A 23,152-nucleotide genomic window follows, 5' to 3' on the forward strand; every position below is an offset into this window, starting at 1 on the left:
CGGCGATGTGGATTACAAAGTCGCAACGTCAAGGCGAAGTGAAGCTCCCTGGACGGACCCTCGGCGGCTCGGCGGATCTCCCGCCGAGCCGCTTTTTTGGTCGTCGGTCGCGCTCGGCGCTGCAACACGCATACGCTGGCGACAGACTTACAGTATGAAACGAGAACGGGCTGGAATGACCCTGCGATCATTCCAGCCCGCTTTCATTGCCAGCGCCCCTGCATGACTGCCGGGGCACATCCTGCATCGGTGCGATTACATCGGTGGCGTCAAGCCATCCTTGCCGACGGCGACCGACCTGGCGCCCTTGGCGTCCGCCGAGATGATCGCGAACAGCTTCTGGCCCTTGGCGAGGACGGTGCGCTCGGCCGGCTCGAACCGGACGATCGGCGTGCCGACGGGAACGACGACTTGGGCCTTGCCACCCTTGTACGAGATGCTCAGCTTGGTCTCGCCGGGCTTGCCTGCGCCGCCGGTAACGGTGCCATTGGTCATGCCGCTCTGCTGCGCGACCGTGCCGTTCGTCATCGCGCTCTGCCCGTCGACGGTGCCGTTGGTCATCGCGCTGGACCCGTTCGTGCCGCCGCCTGCAGCCGCAACCGCGCCGGGGACGTCCCAAGGATAATGACCCTCGCCGGTGCCGCGCATCGCCTCGGGGAAGATGACCAGTTCGACCGCGCGCAGGGCGTCGTCGGGACCGGTCGTCGCGGTGCCGATGAAGTCGCCGTCCTTGAGCGTCGACAGGTCGGACTTCACCACCCAGGCAAACTTGGTGTTGGCGTCGAGCGGCACGGCGGCCGACTTGCCGTCATAGGTCTGGACCGTGAGCGCGTCGGCGCCGATTGCGGTGATCACGCCGCGGACGCGGTTGACAGCCGGGGTCGCGCTCGCCGTTGCGCTGGTGTTGCCCATGGCGATGTTCGCAGTCGTGGTGTTCGAGTCCGTCGAAGTCGTCTGACCACAGCCGGCGAGGACCGCGACCACGCCGCTCAGCAGCATCAGCTTTTTCGTCAACATCGCAGTAAATCCTTCACAATATCAAAGCGTAGCGCCGAAATGGCACCGGCGATCGGTTCGCAGACGGCCATGATGATATGGTCGATGTACCTCAACGCCGGAAGGGACAATCGGTCGCATCGGATGGACAGGGCGTGCGGGCGACTGGAAGGCCATTTTGGCGGCGGCAGGGCGACTTCGGCTTTCCGCGCGACGCTGCTCCGCCTAGAATGCGCCGATGCAGGATATCAGAAACATCGTCGTCCTGACGGGCGCGGGCATCTCGGCGGAGAGCGGGATCGCGACGTTTCGCGGACCGGGTGGCTTGTGGGAGGGGCACCGTGTCGAAGACGTGTGCACCCCCGAGGCGCTCGCGGCGGATCCGGAACTGGTGCACCGGTTCTACGATCTGCGGCGCGCGGCTCTGGCGACGGTCGAGCCCAACGCCGCGCACCACGCGCTGGCGCGGCTGGATGCGGCTTGGGAGGGCGAGTTGCTAATCGTCACGCAGAATGTCGACGATTTGCACGAGCGGGCGGGGGCGACGCGGATGCTGCATATGCATGGGGAATTACTGTCGGCCTTGTGTGCCGTTTGCGGTGCGCGTGAGGCTTGGACGGGGGCTTTGCCGGAGGGATCGGTTTGCGGCGCGTGCGGGGCTGCGACGTTGCGGCCGGACATCGTGTTCTTCGGCGAGATGCCGTACCAGATGGAGCGGATCGAGGCGGCGCTGGCCAAGGCCGATCTGTTCGTTTCGATCGGGACGTCGGGCGCGGTGTATCCGGCGGCGGGGTTCGTGCAGACCGCGGCGTATCATGGGGCGCGGACGCTGGAGCTGAGCCTAGATCCGTCGATGGGGAGCGTGTTTTTCGAGCAGACGCGGATCGGTGCGGCTGGGGTGTTGGTGCCGGCTTGGGTTGAGGAGGTGCTGAGCCGATAGTCAGGCAGGCACGGGCGTGACGGACGATCGTGTATAGGACCGCCCCCAGAACCAGATACCCGCAACGATCATCGGCACGCTCAACGTCTGCCCCATCGTCAGGCCCCACCACAGGTGATCCAGCCCGGCGTCGGGCTGGCGGACGAATTCGAGCAGGAACCGCGCTGTGCCGTAGAGGATCAGTCCGGTGCCGAGCAGCCGCCCCGGACGAAGCCGCGCGTTGGTGCGCCAGAACAGATATGCGAGCACGATCATGGTGACGCCGCCCTCGAGCGCGGCTTCGTATAGCTGGCTGGGGTGGCGGGGGATGCCGTCCTGCGTGCCGGGGAAGATCACCGCCCAGGGCAGCGAACTCGGCCGGCCCCATAATTCTCCGTTCACGAAATTGGCGATCCGCACCAGAACGAGACCGAACGGCGTCGCGCACGCGACATAATCGCAGACGCGGAGCAGCGAGAGGCGATGGCGGCGGGTGAACACAATGAGGCTGACGATCACGCCGAGGAACCCGCCATGCAGCGACATGCCGCCCTGCCAGAGTTTCAGCACCTCCAGCGGATCGCGCAAGATTTCGGGCCGGTAGAAGAGGCAATAGCCGAGGCGGCCGCCGAGTATGATGCCGAGCGCCAGGTAGAAGACGAGGTCGTCAACGTGGCGTTCGGCCATCGGCGCAGCGGATCGCCGGAGCATTTTCCGTAGATACCACCAGCCGAGGGCGATCATCGCGATGTAGCTGAGCGCGTACCATCTGAGCTGGAACAGGCCGAAATCCCAGGCGACCGGGGAAAGAGGAAGCTGGTCGTAGCGGATCGCTGAGGTCGCATCGATCATGGTCGGCATCGTGGGATCCTCGTCCGGCTGAGCGGGCGTTGGGACGATAGCATGCGCGGCCGAGAGGACGGCGCGATTTCGACCAGGCGATCAAGTAACGGTTTGACTATTGCGGGATCGGATCACGAAATACTGACCCGAGATTGTTCCCCCGCGAAGGCGGGGGCCCAGACTGGACCCCCGCCTTCGCGGGGGAACATCCTTCTTTTATTTTAACGCTACGCCACACAACTCCGCTCCCACCCCGGCGAAGGCCGGGGCCCAATTGGAAAGGTCGCAGTAACGGAACGCTGTCCGTAGTTACAAACGTCCCCCAATTGGGCCCCGGCCTTCGCCGGGGGGGGGGGGATATTTTCGCGGGATCAGTCGACCCAGTCGAGGCCCATGTCGCGATAGACTTCGCGGTCTTCGTCCCAGCCGGGTTTGACCTTTACGTGCAGGTACAGATGCACGGGCTTGCCGGTGATCGAGGCGAGTTCGATGCGGGAGCGAGCGCCGATCTCCTTGATGCGGACGCCGCCCTTGCCGAGGACGATCGCGCGCTGGGTGGGGCGTTCGACGAGGATCTGCTGGTGGATCTCCAGCGACCCGTCCTGGCGTTCGATATACTGCTCGGTCTCGATCGTGCTCGCATAGGGGAGTTCGGCGTGGAGCTGGAGGTAGAGTTGCTCGCGCGTGACTTCGGAGGCCAGTGCGCGCTCGGTCGAGTCGGAGACCTGGTCCTCGGGGTAGTGCCACGGGCCTTCTGGCATCGCCTTGGCGAGCTGTGTCTTGAAGTGTGCGAGGCCGTCGCCGGTGCCAGCGCTGATGAAGAACGTCTCGGCGAACGGGAGCAGCGCGTTCAGTTTCTCGGCGTGGATCAGCAGCTTGGTCTTGTCGGCGAGATCGACCTTGTTGAGGATCAGCCAGATCGGCTCGGTGCGGCCGACCAGCGACTCGACGATCGTCGTGACCTTGCCGCCGATGCCGCCCTTTGCGTCGACCACCAGCGCGATGATGTCGGAACCTTCCGCGCCCCCCCAGGCGGCGGCGACCATCGCGCGGTCGAAGCGGCGTTTGGGCTCGAAGATGCCGGGGGTGTCGACGAGCAGGATCTGCGTGTCGCCTTCGATCGCGACGCCCATCAGTTTCGCGCGCGTCGTCTGCGCCTTGGGGCTGACGATGGCGACCTTCTGGCCGACGAGCGCGTTGACGAGCGTCGACTTGCCCGCGTTCGGCGCGCCGACGATGGCGACTAGGCCGCAATGCTTGGGGGTGGAGATTTCAGGCGTGGTAGGTTCGGTCACTTAGGCTCTTTTCGGCATCGGGATATTCGGAGACGGTCATACAGACAAAACGCCCTCGCGTCATTCCCGCCGAACTGTGGCCCTGCCTGTCATCGCGCGGTTCACGGTTTAGGAAAGAGAAGTTGGTTCACGCGGAGGCGCGGAGATGGTGTGGATGGGGCTCGCGCCGTCTGCGATCATGCGCCGCCGATTAGCTCGGAGGCGTTCGGGGCAAGGCCAGAGTTCCAACCGCATCACCTCCGCGGCTCCGCGTCTCCGCCTGAACCAACCTTCTCAGCCGAGCTTATCGAGCAATGCCTTGGCCGCTGCGGTTTCGGCTTCTTGTTTGCTGGAGCCCGTCGCGGTGGCTTCGGCGAGTTTGCCGACCGACACCAACATCGTGAATTTCGGGGCGTGGCCGGGACCGGTGCGCTCTACGATGGTGTATTCGGGGGGCTTGCGGTTGTGCGCGGCGGCCCATTCCTGGAGCGCGGACTTGGGGTGTTGGGGGGCCTTTGCGCCGGCTTGGACGCGATCGCCCCAGGCGCCACGGACGAACTTGCGGGCGGCGTCTAGGCCGGCTTCCTGGTACCAGGCGCCGATCAGCGCTTCCATCACGTCGCCGAGCACGTTGTCGCTGTCGCTGGCGCCGTCGTCGCGGGCTTGCTTGCCGAGCTTCAGATGCGCGCGGACGCCGAGTTCGCGGGCGACGTCGGCGCAGACCGGGCCGGTGACGAGCGCGTTGAGGCGTTTCGACAGGGAGCCCTCGGGATCGGTGGCGAAGAGTTCGTACAGCCATTCGGCGATGATCAGGCCGAGGACGCGGTCGCCGAGGAACTCGAGTCGCTCATAGTTCGCCGCGGCCTGGCTGCCGTGGGTCAGCGCGCGCTCATAGGGGGCGAGGTCGGTTGGTACGCGGCCGAAGAGCGTCTTCAGCCAGCCGGCGAGGTCGCTCAAAAGCCTTCCCCGATACGGCTCCAGCGCGCGGCACTGACCCAGGTCCAGGGCTTTAGCCATTCGGCGTCGCCGTCGGTCGAGAAGAAGTTGACGACCGCCTTGCCCTCGACGTTCTCGAGCGGGACGTAGCCCATGCCCTGCGGTGCGGGGAACCGGCTGTCGCCGCTGTCGTCGCGGTTGTCGCCCATCACGAAGATGTGGCCGGCGGGGATCGTGTAGAGACCGGTGTCGTCGCGGTCGGGGAGTTCGGCCTGGTCGAGGACTTCGTAGCTGCGGCCGTTTGGCAAGGTTTCGCGGAAGCGGGGGTAGCGGCAGATCTGCACGTTGTTGAGCACGTCGACGAACGGCGCACCGCATTTTTCGGCGTTGAAATTGGCGGTCAGCGGGATCGTGAAGTCGGCGATGCGGAGCTTCGGGATTGCCTTGCCGTTGAGGTAGACGGTGCCCTGGCGCATCTGGACGGTCTCGCCGGGGAGGCCGATGACGCGTTTGATGACGTCATGGTCGAGCACTTCGGGTGCGCGGAAGACGACGACGTCGCCGCGCGTCGGCGTGCTGCCGAAGACGCCGCCGGGGATCAGCGGCACGCCGGCGGGGAGCGACCAGCGTGAATAGCCATAGTTCCACTTCGAGACGAAGAGATAGTCGCCGATCAGCAGCCGGGGCAGCATCGATTCGGACGGGATGCTGAACGGCGCGAAGATGAAGCTGCGCAGGATCAGCACGACCACCGCCAGCTTGAGCAGGAAGCGGAAGGTTTCGCTCGTTTCGGACCGCTGGGGTTTCGTCTTCACGTCATTTGCCATGTGCGCGGGTTTGCCCAGACCGCGCCTATCGTCAAGCGTGTGCGGGATACCAGTCACCGAAAGAGCGTTGTCGCGGTCTCGCGCTTGCAGCATGACCGGCGCGCACGTCTATTCGGAGAAGTAGCATGACCGCCGACTGGTCCAAGATCGAAGCCCTGCCCGCCACCAAGCTGACCGACCTGTTCGCGGCGGACTCGGAGCGCCTCTCGAAGCTGAGCCTCGACGTCGCGGGGATCCACTTCGACTGGTCGAAGACTCACCTGACGACGGACATGGTCACCGCGTTCGAGGAAATGGCGAAGGCGCAGGACCTGGCGGGCAAGCGCCAGGCGCTGTTCTCGGGCGAGGTCGTCAACGTCACCGAGGGCCGCGCGGTCGAGCACACTGCCGAGCGCGGCGAGGGCAAGCCCGAGAGCGTCGCGATCGCGCAGGCGAGCCACCAGCGCATGCGGACGCTGATCGATGCGATCGAGGCGGAAGCGCTCGGGCCGGTGCGGCATATCCTGCACGTCGGGATCGGTGGGTCGGCGCTGGGGCCGCAGTTGCTGGTCGATGCGCTGGGGCGTGACGACAAGCGCTACGACGTCGCGATCGTGGCCAATGTCGATGGCGTGGCGCTGGAAGACGTGTTCGCGAAGTTCGATCCGGCGGCGACGCTGCTGGTGGTCGCGTCCAAGACCTTCACCACGACCGAAACGCTGATGAACGCCGAAAGCGTGCTGCAGTGGATGACCGAGCATAATGTCGAGGATCCGTATGGCCGCGTGATCGCGCTGACCGCGTCGCCTGAGAAGGCGATGGAATGGGGTGTCGACGAGACGCGTATCCTGCCGTTCGCGGAGAGCGTCGGCGGGCGATATTCACTGTGGTCGACGATCGGGTTCCCGGCGGCGATCGCGCTGGGGTGGGACCGGTTCGAGGAGCTGCTCGAGGGGGCGGCCGAGATGGATCGGCATTTCCGGCTATCGGCGCTTCACGAGAACGCGCCGGCGCTCGCGGCGTTCGCGGACCTGTATTACACGCAGATCCGTCATGCCGAGACGCGCGCGCCGTTCGCGTATGACGAGCGGTTGCGGTTGTTGCCGAGCTATCTCCAGCAGTTGGAGATGGAGTCGAACGGCAAGTCGGTGACGGTCGACGGGCAGCCGCTCGGGCGTCCGTCGGCGGCGATCACTTGGGGTGGCGTCGGTACGGAGGCGCAGCATGCTGTGTTCCAGTTGCTCCATCAGGGCACGCATCTCGTGCCGGTCGAGTTCATCGCGGTGATCGAGCCGGGCGATACGCTGCCCGAGGAGCATCATCGGGCGCTGTTGCTCAACGCATTCGCGCAAGGGGCTGCGCTGATGGCGGGCAAGCAGGTCGAGGATCCGGCGCGGAGCTATTCGGGCGACCGGCCGTCGTCGACGGTGCTGCTGGACGATCTGGATGCGCGGACGCTGGGTGCGCTGATCGCATTCTACGAGCACCGGGTGTTCGTGAATGGCGTGCTGTTGGGGATCAATTCGTTCGATCAGTTCGGGGTCGAGCTGGGGAAGGAAATGGCGAAGGCTGCGGAGAAGGGCGGGCAGACGTTCGATCCTTCGACGGACGATCTGATCAAGCGCGCGTTTGGGTGAGGGTTTGGGGTGGGGTAGCGACCCCACCCCACTACACCACCCCGGCGAAGGCCGGGGCCCGATTGGGTGAACCGCGGTGGATCAAACCCCAGTTTTCCCAATTGGGCCCCGGCCTTCGCCGGGGTGGTATTGGAGAGGAGCGCTCGCGTTACTCGCGCGTTTCACCTTCATGTCGATCTTCCTCGCCGTAGCGCTCGCCGCCTCTCCCACCATCGCGCAGATGAAGTGGGAGCGGCGGGTGTTGATCGTTGCGGCACCGACCGCCGGAGACGCGTCGCTCGCCGCGCAACGTCGCATCCTCGCCGGTTGGAAAACCAGGGGCGACGCGCGCGACCTCACCGTCGTCGAGGTTGTGGGCGATCAAATCCGCGGGGCGGGCGACACCGCCGCATCGATCCGCCACAAATACCGCCTTCCCGATGGGTTCACCGCGATCCTGATCGGCAAGGATGGCAGCGAGAAACTGCGCAGCGGCACGCCCTTCCCCGCCGCCGTTCTCGAACAGACGATCGACGCGATGCCGATGCGCAAGGCTGGCCAGCGCTAGGAAACCGATCACACCGATCGCCTCGACGGGGTTGTTCCGGCCTTCGCCGTGCCCCAAGTGGCACCCGAACCGATGGCACGGTGGACCCCGGAACGAGTCCGGGGTGACGGTGAAGGAATACGCGTGACTGACTCGACATTCGACTATGACCTCTTCGTCATCGGCGCAGGCTCAGGCGGGACACGTGCGTCGCGTGTCGCCGCCGCGCACGGCGCACGCGTCGCGGTCGCGGAGGAGTATCGGGTCGGTGGGACCTGCGTGATCCGCGGCTGCGTACCGAAGAAGCTGCTGATCTACGGCGCGCACTTCGCCGAGGATCTGAAGGACGCGAAGCGGTTCGGCTGGCAGGTGCCCGACGACTGCGCGTTCAGCTGGCCGACGTTGCGCGACAACGTGATGGAGGAGGTCGACCGGATCAACGGCGCCTACACGCAGACGCTCCAGAACAACCATGTCGACATCATCCACCAGCGCGCGGTCGTCTCCGGGCCCAACGAAGTCACGCTGGCCGATGGCACCGTCAAGACCGCCGCGAAGATCCTGATCGCGGTCGGTGCACATCCGCTGGTGCCCGAATTCCCGGGCGCCGAGCACGGCATCACCTCGAACGAGGTGTTCCACCTCGACGACGTGCCGAAACGCGTACTGATCGCCGGTGCGGGCTATATCGCCAACGAGTTCGCCGGGATCTTCCACCAGTTCGGTTCGCACGTGACGCTGGTCAACCGGACCGACGTGATCCTGCGCGGCTATGACGAGTCGATCCGCGACCGGTTGCTCCAGATCTCGATGAGCAAGGGCATCGATTTCCGCTTCAACGCCGCGTTCGAGCGAATCGAGAAGGGTGAGGATGGCTGCCTGACGGTCAGCATGAAGGGCCACGAGCCGATCGTCGTCGATCTCGTGATGTTCGCGACCGGCCGCTTGCCCAACACCAAGGGGCTCGGGCTCGAGAGCGCTGGCGTCGAGATGGACGCGGCGGGCGCGGTGATCGTCGACGAGGACAACATGTCGAGCTGTGCATCGATCTTCGCGGTCGGCGACGTCACCAACCGGATCCAGCTGACCCCGGTCGCGATCCGCGAGGGGCAGGCGTTCGCGGACACGTTCTTCGGCAACAAGCCGACACGGGTCGATTACGCGAACGTTCCCGCGGCGGTGTTCAGCCACCCGCCGATGGCCGGCGTCGGCATGACCGAATCGCAGGCCAAGCAGGCGCTGGGATCGGTGAAGGTCTACACGTCCGACTTCCGGCCGATGAAGAACGTGCTGGCGGGCCGCAACGAGCGCTCGCTGTACAAGATGATCTGCGACGGCGAGACCGACCGGGTGGTGGGTATCCACATGATCGGGCCCGACTGCCCGGAAATCCTGCAATCCGCCGCGGTGGCGGTAAAGGCCGGACTGACCAAGGCGGACTTCGACGCGACGGTCGCACTGCATCCGACGATGGCGGAAGAATTAGTCCTTATGAAATAAGGGATTCTCTGCTTTCGGCGAGCAAACGTCGAGGCGGATCACCGTCCTGATAGTCACAGGTGAGCAGCAAATACCTGCCACACATGGGTTGTTGCGGAAAAGACACGTCTTGTCGCGCAACGACCACGCCCCCTGGCCGAAGGCTGGATGCTGGCCAAAACGCGGCGTAAGCCCCCTCTCCCGGCAGCATACGCAAACATGCGCGGCGCCGGGACCGTCTCCATGAGGAGCGGTTCGCGGGAGTGGATCAGGGCATGGAAGCGCGGGAAATCGCGACGCAGGATACCGACAGTCGGCGCACAGCCCGACCTGACGGTGCGATGCGCGTACCGTCTGTCCCGATGCGCCTTCCAACAGGGGACTTTGGGACATGAAGACGATGATGGCCACGGCGTTGCGCGCCGCACTGGCGACGACGACGATACTCGGCACTGCGGCTGCACTGGTTGCCCCCGCATCGGCGCAGACCACGACCGCGGCGATCCGCGGGCAGGTGCGCGATGCGACCGGGGCGACGGTCGCCGGCGCGACCGTGGTCGCGGTCAATGACGGGACCAACCAGACGTTTCGCGCGACCACCAGCACGACCGGCAGCTATGTGCTGAACGGCCTGCGCCCCGCCACATACACGATCACGTTCACCGGTCCCGACGGCAAGATTTCGGCGCAGCGTATCTCGGTCGGCGTCGGCCAGTCCGCGACGCTCGACGCGGTGCTCGCCGCACCGACCGCGGCGGCCCCTGCTGCCGGCGCGACCGCCGAGGGTGGCACGACCACCGGCGGGGCCAACGAAGGCGGCGAGATCGTCGTCACCGCGGGGAAACTGGTCGAGACCAAGACCTCCGAAGTCGCGACCAACGTCAGCCAGAACCAGATCCGCATCCTGCCGCAGGGCGATCGCAATTTCCTGACGTTCGCCGCGCTCGCACCTGGCGTCCGCTACAACGACAGCGAGACCAACAAGGGCATCACCGCCGGTGCCTCGCCCGCGAGCCAGGTCAACGTCTTCATCGACGGCACCAGCCTGAAGAGCCAGACGCTGGGCGGCATCGCCGGCCAGACCGACAGCCGCGGCAACCCGTTCGGACAGCTCGCGGTCGGCGAATTCCGCGTGCTGACGCAGAACTACAAGGCTGAGTACGAGCAGGCCGGGTCGGCGATCATCACCGCGATCACCAAGTCGGGCACCAACGATTTCCACGGCGAGATGTTCGGTCAATATACCGACCGCAGCCTGACCGCCGCGAACATCATCGACGAGCGCGCCGGTCGCGGCAAACCGAAGTTCGAGCGCAAGCAATACGGCATCTCGCTCGGTGGCCCGATCATCAAGGACAAGCTGTTCTTCTTCGGCGCGTACGAAGGCAACGACCAGGATCGCGCGTCGAGCGTGACCGTCGGCAACCCTAACCCGGAAACCCTCGCGCGCTTTGGCCAGTATGAAGGCACCTATGTCAGCCCGTATCGCGGTGATTTCTACTTCGGTAAGCTGACCTTCACGCCCGACGAACGCCAGGTGTTCGACCTCTCGTTCAGCCGCCGCCAGGAGACCGACATCACCGGGTTCGGCGCCAATTTCGGCTCGGCCAACATCGCGTATTCGGCGGCGGTCAACAAGATCAACAAGACCGACACCTACATGTACAAATGGACCTATACCGGGGACAGTTTCGTCAACGAATTCAACGCAACCTATCTCGATACGGTCTACAACCCGTCGTCGCTCAACCCCGACGATCCGAGCTTCCAATATGAGGGTGTGATTACCTTCGGCGGCAAGGATTCGACACAGCGGATCAGCCAGCAGAGCTACACGCTACGCGACGACCTGACGTATAACGGTCTGGACAACCACGTGATCAAGGGCGGCATCCGCTTCGCCTTCCAGGATTACGACTTTACCAAGAACTTCTACGTCCAGCCGAACTACTTTTTCCAGAACGACGCGAAAAGAGGGCTCGATTTCAGCTTCCCGGCGACCGCGCAGCTCGGCGTGGGCAATCCGCGGATCATCGCGTCGAACTCGCAGCTCGGCGTATATCTGCAGGACGACTGGGATATCACCAACAAGCTGCAGCTCAACCTCGGCCTGCGCTGGGACTATGAGAGCAACCTGTTCAACAACAAGTATCGCACGCCCGCCGCGGCGGTCGCGACGTTGAACGCGCTGCCCCGGACCGATTATTTCGATCCCGCGAACTACATCACCGACGGCACCGATCGCCCGACGCGCAAGGACATGTTCCAGCCGCGCGTCGGCTTCAGCTACGACTTCAACGACGACCAGCGCACCGTCCTGTTCGGCGGCTACGGCAAATATTACGACCGCAACGTCTTCAACAACACGCTCGACGAGCAATTCCGCCTGCAATACCAGACTGGCATCTTCTATTTCTCACGCGATGGCCAGCCGCGCGACGGCAATCCGACGGTGGTGTGGAACGAAAGCTATCAGACGCGGGAGGGCCTGCTCGCGCTGCGCCAGACCGCGCAGACCGGCCTGCCCGAACTGTTCGCCGTCAAGAACAACGCCAAGGCGCCGTCGACCGACCAGTTCAGCCTTGGCCTGCGCCAGAAGTTCGGCATCTTCCGCGCTTCGGTGACCGGGTCGTATGTCCGCGGACAGAACGGCTACACGCACCTGTTCGCGACGCGCAATGCGGACGGATCGTGCTGCGACACGTCGATCCCGCGCGAGAACGGCTTCGGCAACGTGCTGATCGGCTATGATGGCCTGCGCACGCGCTACAAGGCGCTGCTCGTGACGATCGACAAGGATTACACCGTGTCGTCGGGCTGGGGCTTGAACCTCGCCTACACGCTGTCGAAGGCGGAGCAGGACGGCGGCGATCTGTTCAGCCTCGATAAGGTGACGCCCGACAAATATGGCTGGCGGCCGATCGCCGATCAGGACGAGCGCCACCGGATCGTCCTGTCGGGCATCGTCGACCTGCCGGTCGGGTTCCAGTTCTCGACGCTGACGACGCTCGGCAGCGGCACCGCGTTCCAGCTGCTCGACCAGTCCGCGGGCACCAGCATCAACCAGCAGACCATCCGATCGCTGTACCGGCCGAAGAACTGCCTCGGCAGCGTGTTCGCGTTCTGCGAGGTCAATCTGACGCTGCAGAACAACATCAAGGTGTTCAACACGCACAATATCAACGTCGCGGTCGACCTGCTCAACGCCTTCAACAACAAGAACTATACCGGCTATTCGGGCAACCTCGGGGTCGGCGAGACCTATAGGTTCGGCGGGCCGACCAACCTGCCGACCGGGCTGCTCACCCTGCCGCGTCGCTTCCAGTTCAGGGTCGGATATCGTTTCTGATGCGTTAATCGACGGGCGGCCATGTTGGTCGCCTGCCGCCATCGGCGGTCCCCGATCAGGAGTATCCATGCTCGACAGACGGCAGTTTCTGGGCACCGGCGCACTATCACTTGGCGGACTGACAGCAGGGTGTACATCGGTCGGACGACCGATCGTCAAAGCGTTTCAAGAGGTTACGGGCTTTACCCCTTCGCCGGCGCCGTCCGCCAACCCGCTCATCGACAATCTGCAGGAGCGCGCGTTCCTGTATTTCTGGGATACGACGAATCCGGTGACCGGGCTCGCGCTCGATCGCTGGCCGACGCCGTCCTTCTCGTCGATCGCCGCGGTCGGCTTCGCGCTGACCGCCTATCCGATCGGCGTCGTCAACGGCTGGATCACGCGCGAACAGGCGCGCAAGCGGACACTCGCGACGTTGTCGTTCTTCGCCGACGCGCGGATGGGTCCCGAGCCGACCGGCAACAGCGGCTACAAGGGCTTCTTTTACCACTTCCTCGGCATCACCAAGGGCCAGCGGTTCGCGCGCGCGGAAGTGTCGACGATCGACACCGCGCTGATGCTCGCCGGCATGCTGTTCGCGCAGAGCTGGTTCGATGCGGATCACTCCGAGGAACAACGGATCCGGGCGCTGGCCGACCAGATCTACGGTGCGGTCGACTGGACCTGGATCACGCCGCGCGCGCCGTTCCTGTCGATGGGCTGGCACCCCGAGAGCGGGTTCATCGCGAGCGACTGGAACATCTACAACGAGGGGATGCTGATGTACCTCCTCGCGCTGGGCTCGCCAACGCATCCGCTGCCGCCGTCGACCTGGACCGCGCTGACCGCGAAGTTCGAGCCGAGCTGGACCGATCGGTACGGTGCGGCCTATCTCCATTACCCGCCGCTGTTCGTGCACCAGTACAGCCATGTCTGGGTCGATTTCCGCGGCATTCGCGACGCGTATATCGCGACCAAAGACATCGATTATTTCGAGAACAGCAAGCGCGCGACGATCGCACAGCGCGACTATGCGATCGCCAACGGCGGCAGCAACGGCGCCGGGTTCGCGGGCTATGGACCGGACATCTGGGGGCTGACGGCGTGCGACGGGCCCGGCGATTTCAAGGCGACGATCGGCGGGCGGCAACGCGAATTCTTCAGTTATTCCGAGCGCGGCCCCGGCGCGCGCGACGACGGGACGCTCGCGCCGACCGCCGCGGTCGGATCAATCGTGTTCGCGCCCGATCTCGTCATTCCGGCGATCACCGCGATGCACGATCGCTATGGGAAGGGCATCTACGGGAAATACGGGTTCTTCGACGCGTTCAACCCGACGCTGACCGAGATGGGCGAACCGTTGAAGCACGGCCGGATCGTCCCCGACGTCGGCTGGGTGGACTCGGACTATCTCGGGATCGACCAGGGGCCGATCGTCGCGATGATCGAGAACTGGCGGACCGGCATGGTCTGGAACACGATGCGGAAGAACCCGCATATCCGTCGCGGGCTGGATCGTGCCGGGTTTACCGGGGGATGGCTCGCCCGCGTCCCTTGAGGGGTTTCCCCGCCACGCCGGACCGCCTAGAGGAATGGCATACCCGATCCTCGAAAGGTTCCAGCATGCGTGAAGCCGCCATCGTCTCGACCGCCCGTACCGCCATCGGCAAAGCGTATCGCGGCGCGTTCAACGCGACCGAGGCGCCGGTACTCGCGGGCCATGTGATGAACGCGGTCGTCGAACGTGCAGGGATCGATCCGGCGCGGATCGACGAGGTGTTCTGGGGCGTCGGCAACCAGCACGGCACGCAAGGCGGCAATGCCGGGCGGATGGCGATCTTCGTGGGCGGGCTTCCGGAGTCGGTGCCGGCGTTCACGCTCGACCGGAAATGCGGGTCGGGGCTGACCGCGGTGGCGCTCGCGGCGCGGACGATCATCTGCAATGAGGCCGACGTCGCGCTGGCCGGCGGGATGGAGTCGATCAGCTTCACCGTGACCAAGGATGCGCCGCGCTACGTCAATGCGAGCGTGATCGCCAAGGAGCCGGCAGCGTATATCCCGATGATCGAGACCGCCGAGATCGTCGCGGAGAAATACGGCATCAGTCGCGAAGCGCAGGACGAATATGCCGCGATGAGCCAGCAGCGTGCCGCGGCCGGGTTGGCTAGCGGGGCATTCGCCGAGGAGATCGTGCCGATCACGGTCGAGAAGGCGCTTTACGACAAGCAGGGCGCGCATGCCGGGATCGAAAGCGTCACCTTGTCGCAGGACGAGGGCATTCGCGGGGGGACGACGCTGGAGGGTCTGCGCGGACTGAAGACGGTGTGGCCGGGCGGCGAGTTCTCGGGGCCGGGATCGAGCGTGACTGCGGGCAATGCGAGCCAGCTTTCCGATGGCGCGTCGGCGCAACTGCTGATGGATCGCAGGACCGCCGAGGCCGAGGGGAAGGACATCCTGGGGATCTATCGCGGGTTCCAGGCGGCGGGGTGCAGCCCGGCGGAAATGGGCATCGGGCCGATCTTCGCGATCCCGAAACTGCTCGACCGCGCGGGGCTGTCGGTGGCCGATATCGGGCTGTGGGAGCTGAACGAAGCGTTCGCGTCGCAGTGCCTGTATTGCCGCAATTTCCTCGGGATCGATCCGGACAAGTACAACGTCAACGGCGGCGCGATCGCGGTCGGGCACCCGTTCGGGATGACGGGGTCGCGGCTGGTCGGCCATGCGCTGATCGAGGGGCGCAAGCGCGGGGTGCGCTATGTCGTGGTGTCGATGTGCACCGCGGGGGGCATGGGCGCGGCGGGGTTGTTCGAGATCGTTTGACGCGGGGGCTGATGGAGCCGTGCCCTCACCCTTCCCACGGCGAAGACGCCGCGGGCCCCTTCCCTCTCCCCGATGGGAGAGGGTGTAGTTGCCAAGACATCAGCGGCGGCGCAGGTTCGTGGCTTCTCGGATGGGGATGCGGGCTATGACGACGGCATTGATCACCGGCGCATCGGCGGGTTTGGGCGAGGGTTTTGCGCGGGCGCTTGCGGCTGAAGGCAATGCGCTGATCCTGACGGCGCGTCGGGTTGATCGGTTGGAGGCGCTGGCGGCCGAACTGCGTGCGGCGCACGGCGTCACGGTGCATGTCTTCGCCGCCGATCTTGCGGATCAGGCTGGTCCGGACACACTCATTGCTGCCATCGCAGCCGCCGCGTTGCCGGTCGACATACTCGTCAACAATGCCGGGTTCGGTGCGCGGGGTGATTTCGCGGAGCTGGATAGCGCGCTGCAACTGGGCATGATCGACCTGAATTGCCGTGCGCTGGTGGCGCTGACGCATGCCGTGCTGCCGCAGATGATCGCGCGTGGGTCGGGCGGGATCCTCAACCTTGCCTCGGTCGCGTCGTTCCAGCCGGGGCCGTGGATGGCGGTCTATTACGCGAGCAAGGCGTTCGTGCTGAGCTTTTCCGAGGCGTTGCACGAGGAGGTGAAGGGCAAGGGCGTGCGCGTGGCGGCGCTGTGCCCCGGGCCCACGCGGACCGAGTTCGCCGATGTGGCTGGGCTCGGCGATACCGCGCTGTTCGAGCGACTGGCGAGCGATCCGGCGGCGGTGGTGCGTGACGGGTTGGCGGCGCTGGCCGCAAACCGGGCGGTGAAGGTGTCGGGTGCGCTGAACTTCGCGATGGCCGAGGGGATACGGTTTACGCCGCGGAGTCTTGCGCGGCGGATTGCGGGGTCCTTGCAGAAGGCTCGTAGGTAAGGCGCGACCTAAACAGCGGTTCCGCTTGCCGCCCCCTCCGTCAGGCTTTGCCTGCCACCTCCCCCTGACGGGGGAGGATTGTTTTGGCACTTCACGTCTGCGGCGTCGTTGCGCGACGGTTAGCGGCTGACCATGCCGGTTACGGTGATCTGCCCGCCGCGATCGACGATCTCGCCGTCGATCATGCCGCTGACGAGCACGGTTGCGCCGGGTTCGACGATCAGCGTGCCGTCGATCATCCCGGCGATCTCGGCGGTGGCGCCGGCCGGGACGATCGCGGTGCCGTCGAGCATGCCCTCGAATTTACCCTCGATCGTCAGGTCGCCGCGGTGCATGCCCTTCATGCGCGTTCAGTCGGCGAAGAGCAGGACGGGGGTTTCGAGGTACTTCTTGAGACCCTGGACGAAGCTTGCCGCGTCCCAGCCGTCGACGACGCGGTGGTCGCAGCTGATCGACAGGTTCATCAGCTTGGCGCGTACTACCTCGTCACCCTTGAAGACCGGGCGTTCGACGATCTTGTTGGGGCCGATGATCGCGACTTCGGGGCGGTTGATCACCGGGGTCGTGGCGATGCCGCCGAGCGGGCCGAGCGAGGTCACGGTGATCGTGCCGCCGCCCATCTCGCTGGGGGCTAGCTTGCCGGCACGCGCCGCTTCGGCGAGGCGCGTGATCTCGGTGGCGAGCTGCCAGACGTTGCGGTCCTGTGCGTCGCGGATCACGGGGACGGTGAGCCCGGCGTCGGTCTGCGCGGCCATGCCGAGATGGATGGCGCCGTGGCGCGTGACCACGCCCGCCTCGTCGTCATAGCGCGCGTTGAGCATCGGGAAGTCGGGGATCGTCTTGCAGATGGCGACGATCATCAGCGGGAGCATCGTCAGCTTGGGACGACCGCCGCGGTTGGCGTTGAGGTCGGCGCGCATCGCTTCGAGCGCGGTGACGTCGATCTCGTCGACATAGGTGAAGTGCGGGATCGCGCGCTTCGACGCGGCCATGTTTTCGGCGATGCGGCGACGCATGCCGATGACCTTGATGGGCTGGTCCTCGCGGGCGCGTGATGCGTGCGGGGCGTGGTAGCCTTCGCCCGAGCCGTAGCGGAGATAGGCGTCGAGGTCGGCGTGGCGGACTCGGTCGGAGTCGGTTTTTACCGAGGCGAGGTCGATGCCGAGATCGCGGGCGCGGGCGCGGACTGCGGGGGATGCGAGCGCGTGCGCCTTTTGCTCCGCGTTGCCTGCGGGAGCGGCGCCCTTCTGCTCCCTCTCCCCTGCGGGGAGAGGGCTGGGGTGAGGGGTTGGGGCAGTTGCTGGCGTTTCCGCCTGGGGCTGCCCCTCACCCCGACCCTCTCCCCGGAGGGGAGAGGGAGTTTCTGTTGCCACCTCTTCGACGCCCGGGTTTTCGGCTTCGTATTGTTCGGCGGTTTCGGCCTGCGCCGAAGTGAGCGGCGCGGCGACGACTTCGTCCGCGGCGTCCACCGCGTCCGTCTCGATCACCACCAGCGCAGCGCCGATCGACACCTGGTCGCCGACTTCGCCCGCGAGTTCGACGACGACGCCGGTCACCGGCGACTCCATCTCGACAGTGGCCTTGTCGGTCATCATGTCGGCGATCGGCGAATCCTCCTCGACGCGGTCGCCGATGGCGACGTGCCATGCGACGATCTCCGCCTCGGAAATGCCTTCGCCGATGTCCGGCAGCTTGAAGGTGAAGCGGGCCATTATGCGTCCTTCATGATCTTTTTCAGGGCTTCGCCGATGCGGACCGGCCCCGGGAAATACGCCCATTCGAGGCTGTGCGGGTACGGCGTGTCGAACCCGGTCACGCGCTCGATCGGCGCCTCGAGATGGTAGAAACAGCGTTCCTGGACGATCGCCGACAGCTCCGCGCCGAACCCGCTGGTGCGCGTCGCCTCGTGGACGATCATGCAGCGGCCGGTCTTCTTCACCGACGCCTCGATCGTTTCGATGTCGAGCGGCACCAGCGTGCGCAGGTCGACGATCTCGGCGTCGATCCCGGCTTCGGCGACGACGGCCGCGCAGACATGGACCATCGTGCCGTAGGCGAGGATGGTGAGCGCCTCGCCCGCGCGGACGATCTTCGCCTTGCCGAGCTCGATCTTGTAATAGCCGGTCGGGACTTCGCCGGCCGGGTGCTTCGACCAGTTCTGCGACGGGCGATCCCAATAGCCGTCGAACGGGCCGTTATAGATGCGCTTGGGTTCGAAGAAGAGCGTCGGGTCATTGTCCTCGATCGCGGCGATCAGCAGGCCCTTGGCGTCATACGGCGTCGACGGGATGACCGTCTTGATGCCGGACATGTGGGTGAAGAGCCCCTCCGGCGACTGGCTGTGCGTCTGGCCGCCGAAGATGCCGCCGCCGAACGGCGAGCGCACCGTGATCGGCGAGGTGAACTCGCCAGCGGAGCGGTAGCGGAGGCGCGCGGCTTCGGAGACGAGCTGGTCGAGCGCGGGGTAGATGTAGTCGGCGAACTGGATCTCGGGGACGGGGCGCAGGCCGTACGCACCCATGCCCACCGCGACGCCGATGATGCCGCATTCGGTGATCGGCGTGTCGAACACGCGGGTCTTGCCGTGCTTGGCCTGGAGCCCGGCGGTCGCGCGGAAGACGCCGCCGAAATAGCCGACGTCCTCGCCCATGACGATCACGTCCGGGTCGCGCTCCATCATGATATCCATGGCGGAGTTGATCGCCTGGATCATGTTCATGCGGGTGGTGGGCTCGGCGTCCGCTGCTTTGGACTCGGGTGCCTCGATCATGTCGCTCATGCCTTGCGATCCCATGGACGGCCGCTGGCCGTTTCCTCGTCGAGCATCTGCTGGCGTTGCTCCTTCAGATGCCACGGCAGTTCCTCGAACACGCCGTCGAACAGCGACTCGAGCGGCTGGTGGAGTCCGTGGCCGAGGATGCCGTTCTTCTCGGCTTCCTTCTGCGCGGCCTTAACCTGCTCAGCCAGTTCCTTGTCCTGCGCGGCATGACGCTCGTCGTCCCATTCGCCGATCGCGATCAGGTGATCCTTCAGGCGCTTGATCGGGTCGCCGAGCGGCCAGGCATTGGGTTCGCCTTCGCTGCGATACTGACCGGGGTCGTCCGAGGTCGAATGGCCTTCCGCGCGGTAGGTAAAGTGCTCGATCAGCGTCGGGCCCTGGTTGGTGCGCGCGCGTTCGGCGGCCCATTCGGTCGCTGCGTAGACCGCCAGTGCGTCGTTGCCGTCGACGCGGAGCCCCGCGATGCCGTAGCCGACCGCGCGCGCCGCGAAGGTCGTCGCCTCAGCGCCCGCAAACCCGGAGAAGCTGGAGATCGCCCACTGGTTGTTGACGACGTTGAAGATCACCGGCGCGCGGTAGACCGCGGCGAACGTGCACGCCGAGTGGAAGTCGCCTTCGGCGGTCGAGCCTTCGCCGCACCAGGTCGCGGCGATCCGCGTGTCACCCTTGGCGGCGGACGCCATCGCCCAGCCGACCGCCTGCGGATACTGGGTTGTGAGGTTACCCGAGATCGAGAAGAACCCAGCTTCCTTGACCGAATACATGATCGGCAGCTGCTTGCCGCCGAGCCTATCGGCCGTGTTCGAATAGATCTGGTTCATCATGTCGACGAGGCTCCAGCCCCGTGCGATCAACAGCCCCTGCTGGCGGTACGAGGGGAAGCACATGTCCTCGTAATCGAGTGCATAGGCCGCCGCGACCGCGACCGCCTCCTCACCGAGCGCCTTCATGTAGAAGCTGGTCTTGCCCTGGCGCTGCGCGCGGAACATCCGTTCGTCGAACGCGCGGAGCAGCGCCATGCTGCGCAGCATGCGGCGCATCACGTCGGGCGACAGCTTGGGGTCCCAGGGGCCGACCGCGTTGCCGTCGTCGTCGAGCACGCGGACCAGCGTGTAGGCGAGATCGATGAAGTCGGACGCCTTGTCCGCGGTGTCGGGACGGCGCGCTTCGCCGGCGGGCGGCACGTCGACTTCGGCGAAGTCCACCGCGTCGCCGGGGCGGAACTTCGGCTCGGGGATATGCAGCGTAAGTGGCTGCAAATTGGCGCGCGGATGCTCGCTTGCCATCGTCATTCCATCTCCATGAGGCCGCTGTGACCGCGGAACACTCTTACCGAGGCTTGTTATTAAATTTCAACGCAGATTGCGAGGGGGAGTTGCGCATTCACGATATGCCGCGCGGATTTTTCTCCCCCTCGGCAGGAAATCAGCTGCCGACGGTCTGTTCGATCACGCCGAAGATCGGATGGCGCTTGTCGTCCTCCGCCCAGATGCGGACGACGTCACCCTGCTTGAGGAACGGCGTGACGGGCTTGCCACCCTGGATGGTTTCGATCGTCCGCACTTCGGCGAGACAGGAATAGCCGACGCCGCCCTCGGCAACCGACTTGCCGGGGCCGCCATCGGCACCGCGGTTCGAGACGGTGCCCGAGCCGATGATCGTCCCCGCGCCAAGCTTCCGCGTCTTGGCGGCGTGGGCGACGAGCGTGCCGAAATCGAACGTCATGTCCTCGCCCGCCTCTGCGCGACCGAGCGGCTGGCCGTTGAGGTCGACCATCAGCTTGCGGTGCAGCTTGCCGTCCTTCCACCAGTCGCCGAGCGAGTCGGGCGTAACGAAGACCGGCGAGAACGCGCTAGCCGGTTTCGACTGGAAGAAGCCGAAGCCCTTGCCGAGTTCGCCGGGGATCAGATTGCGGAGCGAGACGTCGTTGGTCAGCCCGACCAGCAGGATCGCCGCCAGCGCCTCGTCGCGACTCGCGCCGAGCGGGACGTCGCCGGTGACCACGACGACCTCGCCCTCCATGTCGCAACCCCAGGACTCGTCGGCGAGCGGGATCGGATCGCGTGGGCCGAGGAACCCGTCCGAGCCGCCCTGGTACATCAGCGGATCGTGCCAGAAGCTGTCCGGCATATCCGCCGCCCGCGCCTGTCGCACGAGGGCGACGTGGTTCACATATGCCGAGCCATCCGCCCATTGATACGCACGCGGCAAGGGCGACTCGGCGTCATGCTCGTGGAAGCGCCGCATCGGGATCATCTCGTGCTCGAGATCGGTCGCCAGGTTCTTGAGGTCGATTGAAAGCCGGTCCCAGTCGTCGAGCGCGGCCTGCAACGTCGGCGCGATATGGCTCGCATCGGCGTACCAGGCGAGGTCGTTCGAGACGACCACGAGCTTCCCGTCTCGTCCGCGGGTAGCGTCGGGATGCTTCAGGCTGGCCAGTTTCATGGTGCGGATCCTCTATATGTTTGTACGCATCCTACGCCCGTGACGGAGTTCAAGTCGAGCACGCCGCGCCCGACAAACCTGATTTTAGTAAGAGCGGAGCGATTTCCGGCCTGATACAAACAGGCCTGCGTAACGGTTGAGGAAGTCGAGCATGCCCAGATACTTCTTCGACATCGACAACCATAAACACGTCAACGACGACGACGGTACCGATCTGGCCAATGACGAGGAAGCGCGCGTCCAGGCTGTGATCTTCGCGGGCGACTATCTCAGCGACCATCCGGCGATCGCCCGTCACGGCGCGCGCTTCCGTGTTGCGGTCCGTAACGATCGAGGCAGCGTGCTTCTGGCGGTTGCCGTCACGATCGACGAACCAGGCGACAGCTCCCCGCTCTGACCCCAAATCGTCCTATGTCTTGAGCGGATATCGCCGCGCGGGGCCGACTCGACGCACCGCGCGATGGTCTCGCAATACTATAACATGGGTTTTGTCACGCTTCTCAATCCTGGGATAAGGTGCGTTCCCCTGCGACGCGCTATCCCAGAGAGGGTGACAGCGAGAAACGAGTGCTCCTGCCCTGGATGCGGAGAGTGCACGTGGATATGTCCACCGTGACTGAACAGGTTATACGGAAATTCGAGTCGCGAACGACGCTGCGTGCGGACGATCGCGTTCAAATCGCCGCATTGCCGTTCAAGGTTCGGACGCTCGATGCGTCGACGTATATGCTGCGCGAGGGCCAACGCCCGACGCGGTGCGCGTTCATCCTCGATGGCCTTGCCTATCGCCAGAAGCTGACGCCCAATGGCGAGCGCGAGATCGTCTCGATCCTGATGCCCGGCGAGTTCGTCGACCTGCAGAACCTGTTCCTCGATGAATCCGATCACGATATCCAGGCGCTGACCCGGCTGACGCTGGCCGAGGTGCCGATCGTGGCGTTGCGGCAGTTCATCGAGACGTGCCCGGCGGCGGGTCAGGCATTGTGGATCGACGCGCTGGTCGAGGCGTCGATCCACCGCGAGTGGTTGCTCAATGTCGGGCGGCGCAATGCGCGCAGCCGGCTGGCGCATCTGCTGTGCGAGTTCTCCGTACGGTTCAGGACATCGGCGTTGGGAGGCGGGATGGCGTACGAGTTGCCGATGACGCAGGAGCAGCTCGGCGATGCGCTCGGGCTGACCCCGGTGCACGTCAACCGCGTGCTGAAATCGCTCGAATCGGACGGCCTGATCGCGCGCAAGAAACGCCAGGTCAGCGTGACCGACTGGCCTCGCTTGCGCGACGCCGCGGAGTTCAACGAACGCTATCTGCACCTGGGGCAGATCCGGAGCTGACACCGCCACGGTCCCGATCGGCACCACAGGTTGACTTTTCGACGATGACACGCCAGATGGGGCTCATCGAAGCGTAATGCAGCGTGATTGGACCTTTACGGTCTTAGCTC

The 23,152-nt window shown here is 65.3% G+C and carries 20 protein-coding genes; 10 read left to right on the plus strand and 10 right to left on the minus strand.

Features of this window, described 5'->3' with window-relative positions:
* Positions 1–255 precede the first annotated feature (255 nt).
* A complete protein-coding gene (locus ASG20_RS10635) occupies positions 256–1,017 on the minus strand; it encodes a hypothetical protein (RefSeq protein ID WP_056051774.1) in 762 nt (253 codons plus the stop codon).
* Positions 1,018–1,234: 217 nt separating this feature from the next.
* On the opposite strand from ASG20_RS10635, the gene ASG20_RS10640 reads away from it, so the two are divergent.
* Positions 1,235–1,936 carry an NAD-dependent deacylase gene (locus ASG20_RS10640; RefSeq protein ID WP_056051775.1) on the plus strand — a complete coding sequence of 234 codons (702 nt, stop codon included), beginning with the start codon at positions 1,235–1,237 and terminating at the stop codon, positions 1,934–1,936.
* Here ASG20_RS10640 and lgt read toward each other — a convergent pair whose 3' ends face one another.
* From lgt to lepB, 4 genes are all read right to left on the minus strand, one after another.
* Positions 1,937–2,776 carry a prolipoprotein diacylglyceryl transferase gene (gene lgt / locus ASG20_RS10645; protein WP_056051778.1) on the minus strand — a complete coding sequence of 280 codons (840 nt, stop codon included), beginning with the start codon at positions 2,774–2,776 and terminating at the stop codon, positions 1,937–1,939.
* A gap of 353 nt (positions 2,777–3,129) precedes the next feature.
* Positions 3,130–4,053 (minus strand): GTPase Era, encoded by a 924-nt coding sequence (gene era, locus ASG20_RS10650; protein WP_231420238.1) that lies wholly within the window; start codon positions 4,051–4,053, stop codon positions 3,130–3,132.
* Between the two features lie 273 nt (positions 4,054–4,326).
* On the minus strand, positions 4,327–4,989 hold the full coding sequence (gene rnc, locus ASG20_RS10655; RefSeq protein WP_056051779.1) for a ribonuclease III: 663 nt from the start codon (positions 4,987–4,989) through the stop codon (positions 4,327–4,329).
* Complete coding sequence (gene lepB / locus ASG20_RS10660; RefSeq protein ID WP_056051781.1) at positions 4,986–5,795, minus strand: signal peptidase I; 810 nt, start codon at positions 5,793–5,795, stop codon at positions 4,986–4,988. Before lepB ends, rnc begins: the two co-directional genes overlap by 4 nt.
* 125 nt (positions 5,796–5,920) lie before the next feature.
* Between lepB and pgi the strand changes: the two genes are divergently transcribed.
* The 7 genes from pgi (at position 5,921) to ASG20_RS10695 (ending at position 16,486) form a co-directional block, all read left to right on the plus strand.
* On the plus strand, positions 5,921–7,411 hold the full coding sequence (pgi, locus tag ASG20_RS10665) for a glucose-6-phosphate isomerase (protein ID WP_056051783.1): 1,491 nt from the start codon (positions 5,921–5,923) through the stop codon (positions 7,409–7,411).
* A gap of 169 nt (positions 7,412–7,580) precedes the next feature.
* The gene (locus tag ASG20_RS10670; protein WP_056051785.1) at positions 7,581–7,958 is read left to right on the plus strand and encodes a DUF4174 domain-containing protein; all 378 of its coding nucleotides are present in this window, start codon (positions 7,581–7,583) and stop codon (positions 7,956–7,958) included.
* Positions 7,959–8,081: 123 nt separating this feature from the next.
* Positions 8,082–9,437: a glutathione-disulfide reductase gene (gene gorA, locus ASG20_RS10675; protein ID WP_231420235.1), complete on the plus strand. Its 1,356-nt coding sequence runs from the start codon at positions 8,082–8,084 to the stop codon at positions 9,435–9,437.
* Positions 9,438–9,807: 370 nt separating this feature from the next.
* A complete protein-coding gene (locus ASG20_RS10680) occupies positions 9,808–12,765 on the plus strand; it encodes a TonB-dependent receptor (protein WP_056051789.1) in 2,958 nt (985 codons plus the stop codon).
* Between the two features lie 67 nt (positions 12,766–12,832).
* Positions 12,833–14,302: a glucoamylase family protein gene (locus ASG20_RS10685; RefSeq protein ID WP_056051791.1), complete on the plus strand. Its 1,470-nt coding sequence runs from the start codon at positions 12,833–12,835 to the stop codon at positions 14,300–14,302.
* Positions 14,303–14,367: 65 nt separating this feature from the next.
* Positions 14,368–15,564, plus strand: coding sequence for a thiolase family protein (locus ASG20_RS10690; RefSeq protein ID WP_056051793.1), 1,197 nt, complete (start codon positions 14,368–14,370; stop codon positions 15,562–15,564).
* 145 nt (positions 15,565–15,709) lie between these two features.
* A complete protein-coding gene (locus ASG20_RS10695) occupies positions 15,710–16,486 on the plus strand; it encodes an SDR family NAD(P)-dependent oxidoreductase (RefSeq protein WP_056051796.1) in 777 nt (258 codons plus the stop codon).
* Between the two features lie 119 nt (positions 16,487–16,605).
* Here the strand turns inward: ASG20_RS10695 and ASG20_RS10700 are convergent, their stop codons facing one another.
* The 5 genes from ASG20_RS10700 to ASG20_RS10720 form a co-directional block, all read right to left on the minus strand.
* Entirely contained in the window at positions 16,606–16,830 is a 225-nt protein-coding gene (locus tag ASG20_RS10700; RefSeq protein ID WP_056051799.1) for a hypothetical protein, read from the minus strand.
* A gap of 6 nt (positions 16,831–16,836) precedes the next feature.
* Positions 16,837–18,198 carry a dihydrolipoamide acetyltransferase family protein gene (locus ASG20_RS10705; RefSeq protein WP_056051801.1) on the minus strand — a complete coding sequence of 454 codons (1,362 nt, stop codon included), beginning with the start codon at positions 18,196–18,198 and terminating at the stop codon, positions 16,837–16,839.
* Complete coding sequence (locus ASG20_RS10710) at positions 18,198–19,205, minus strand: alpha-ketoacid dehydrogenase subunit beta (RefSeq protein ID WP_056053047.1); 1,008 nt, start codon at positions 19,203–19,205, stop codon at positions 18,198–18,200. Before ASG20_RS10710 ends, ASG20_RS10705 begins: the two co-directional genes overlap by 1 nt.
* Positions 19,206–19,261: 56 nt before the next feature.
* Positions 19,262–20,551, minus strand: a complete 1,290-nt coding sequence (locus ASG20_RS10715; protein ID WP_056053050.1) for a thiamine pyrophosphate-dependent enzyme — start codon at positions 20,549–20,551, stop codon at positions 19,262–19,264.
* A 139-nt stretch (positions 20,552–20,690) separates the two neighbouring features.
* A complete protein-coding gene (locus ASG20_RS10720; protein ID WP_056051804.1) occupies positions 20,691–21,710 on the minus strand; it encodes a fumarylacetoacetate hydrolase family protein in 1,020 nt (339 codons plus the stop codon).
* A 151-nt stretch (positions 21,711–21,861) separates the two neighbouring features.
* Between ASG20_RS10720 and ASG20_RS10725 the strand changes: the two genes are divergently transcribed.
* Together ASG20_RS10725 and ASG20_RS10730 are read left to right on the plus strand one after the other, a co-directional pair.
* Positions 21,862–22,107, plus strand: coding sequence for a DUF6894 family protein (locus ASG20_RS10725; protein ID WP_056051807.1), 246 nt, complete (start codon positions 21,862–21,864; stop codon positions 22,105–22,107).
* A gap of 206 nt (positions 22,108–22,313) precedes the next feature.
* Complete coding sequence (locus ASG20_RS10730) at positions 22,314–23,042, plus strand: Crp/Fnr family transcriptional regulator (protein WP_056051809.1); 729 nt, start codon at positions 22,314–22,316, stop codon at positions 23,040–23,042.
* Positions 23,043–23,152: the final 110 nt, after the last annotated feature.

The organism is Sphingomonas sp. Leaf198 (assembly GCF_001424005.1).
Lineage (GTDB): Bacteria > Pseudomonadota > Alphaproteobacteria > Sphingomonadales > Sphingomonadaceae > Sphingomonas.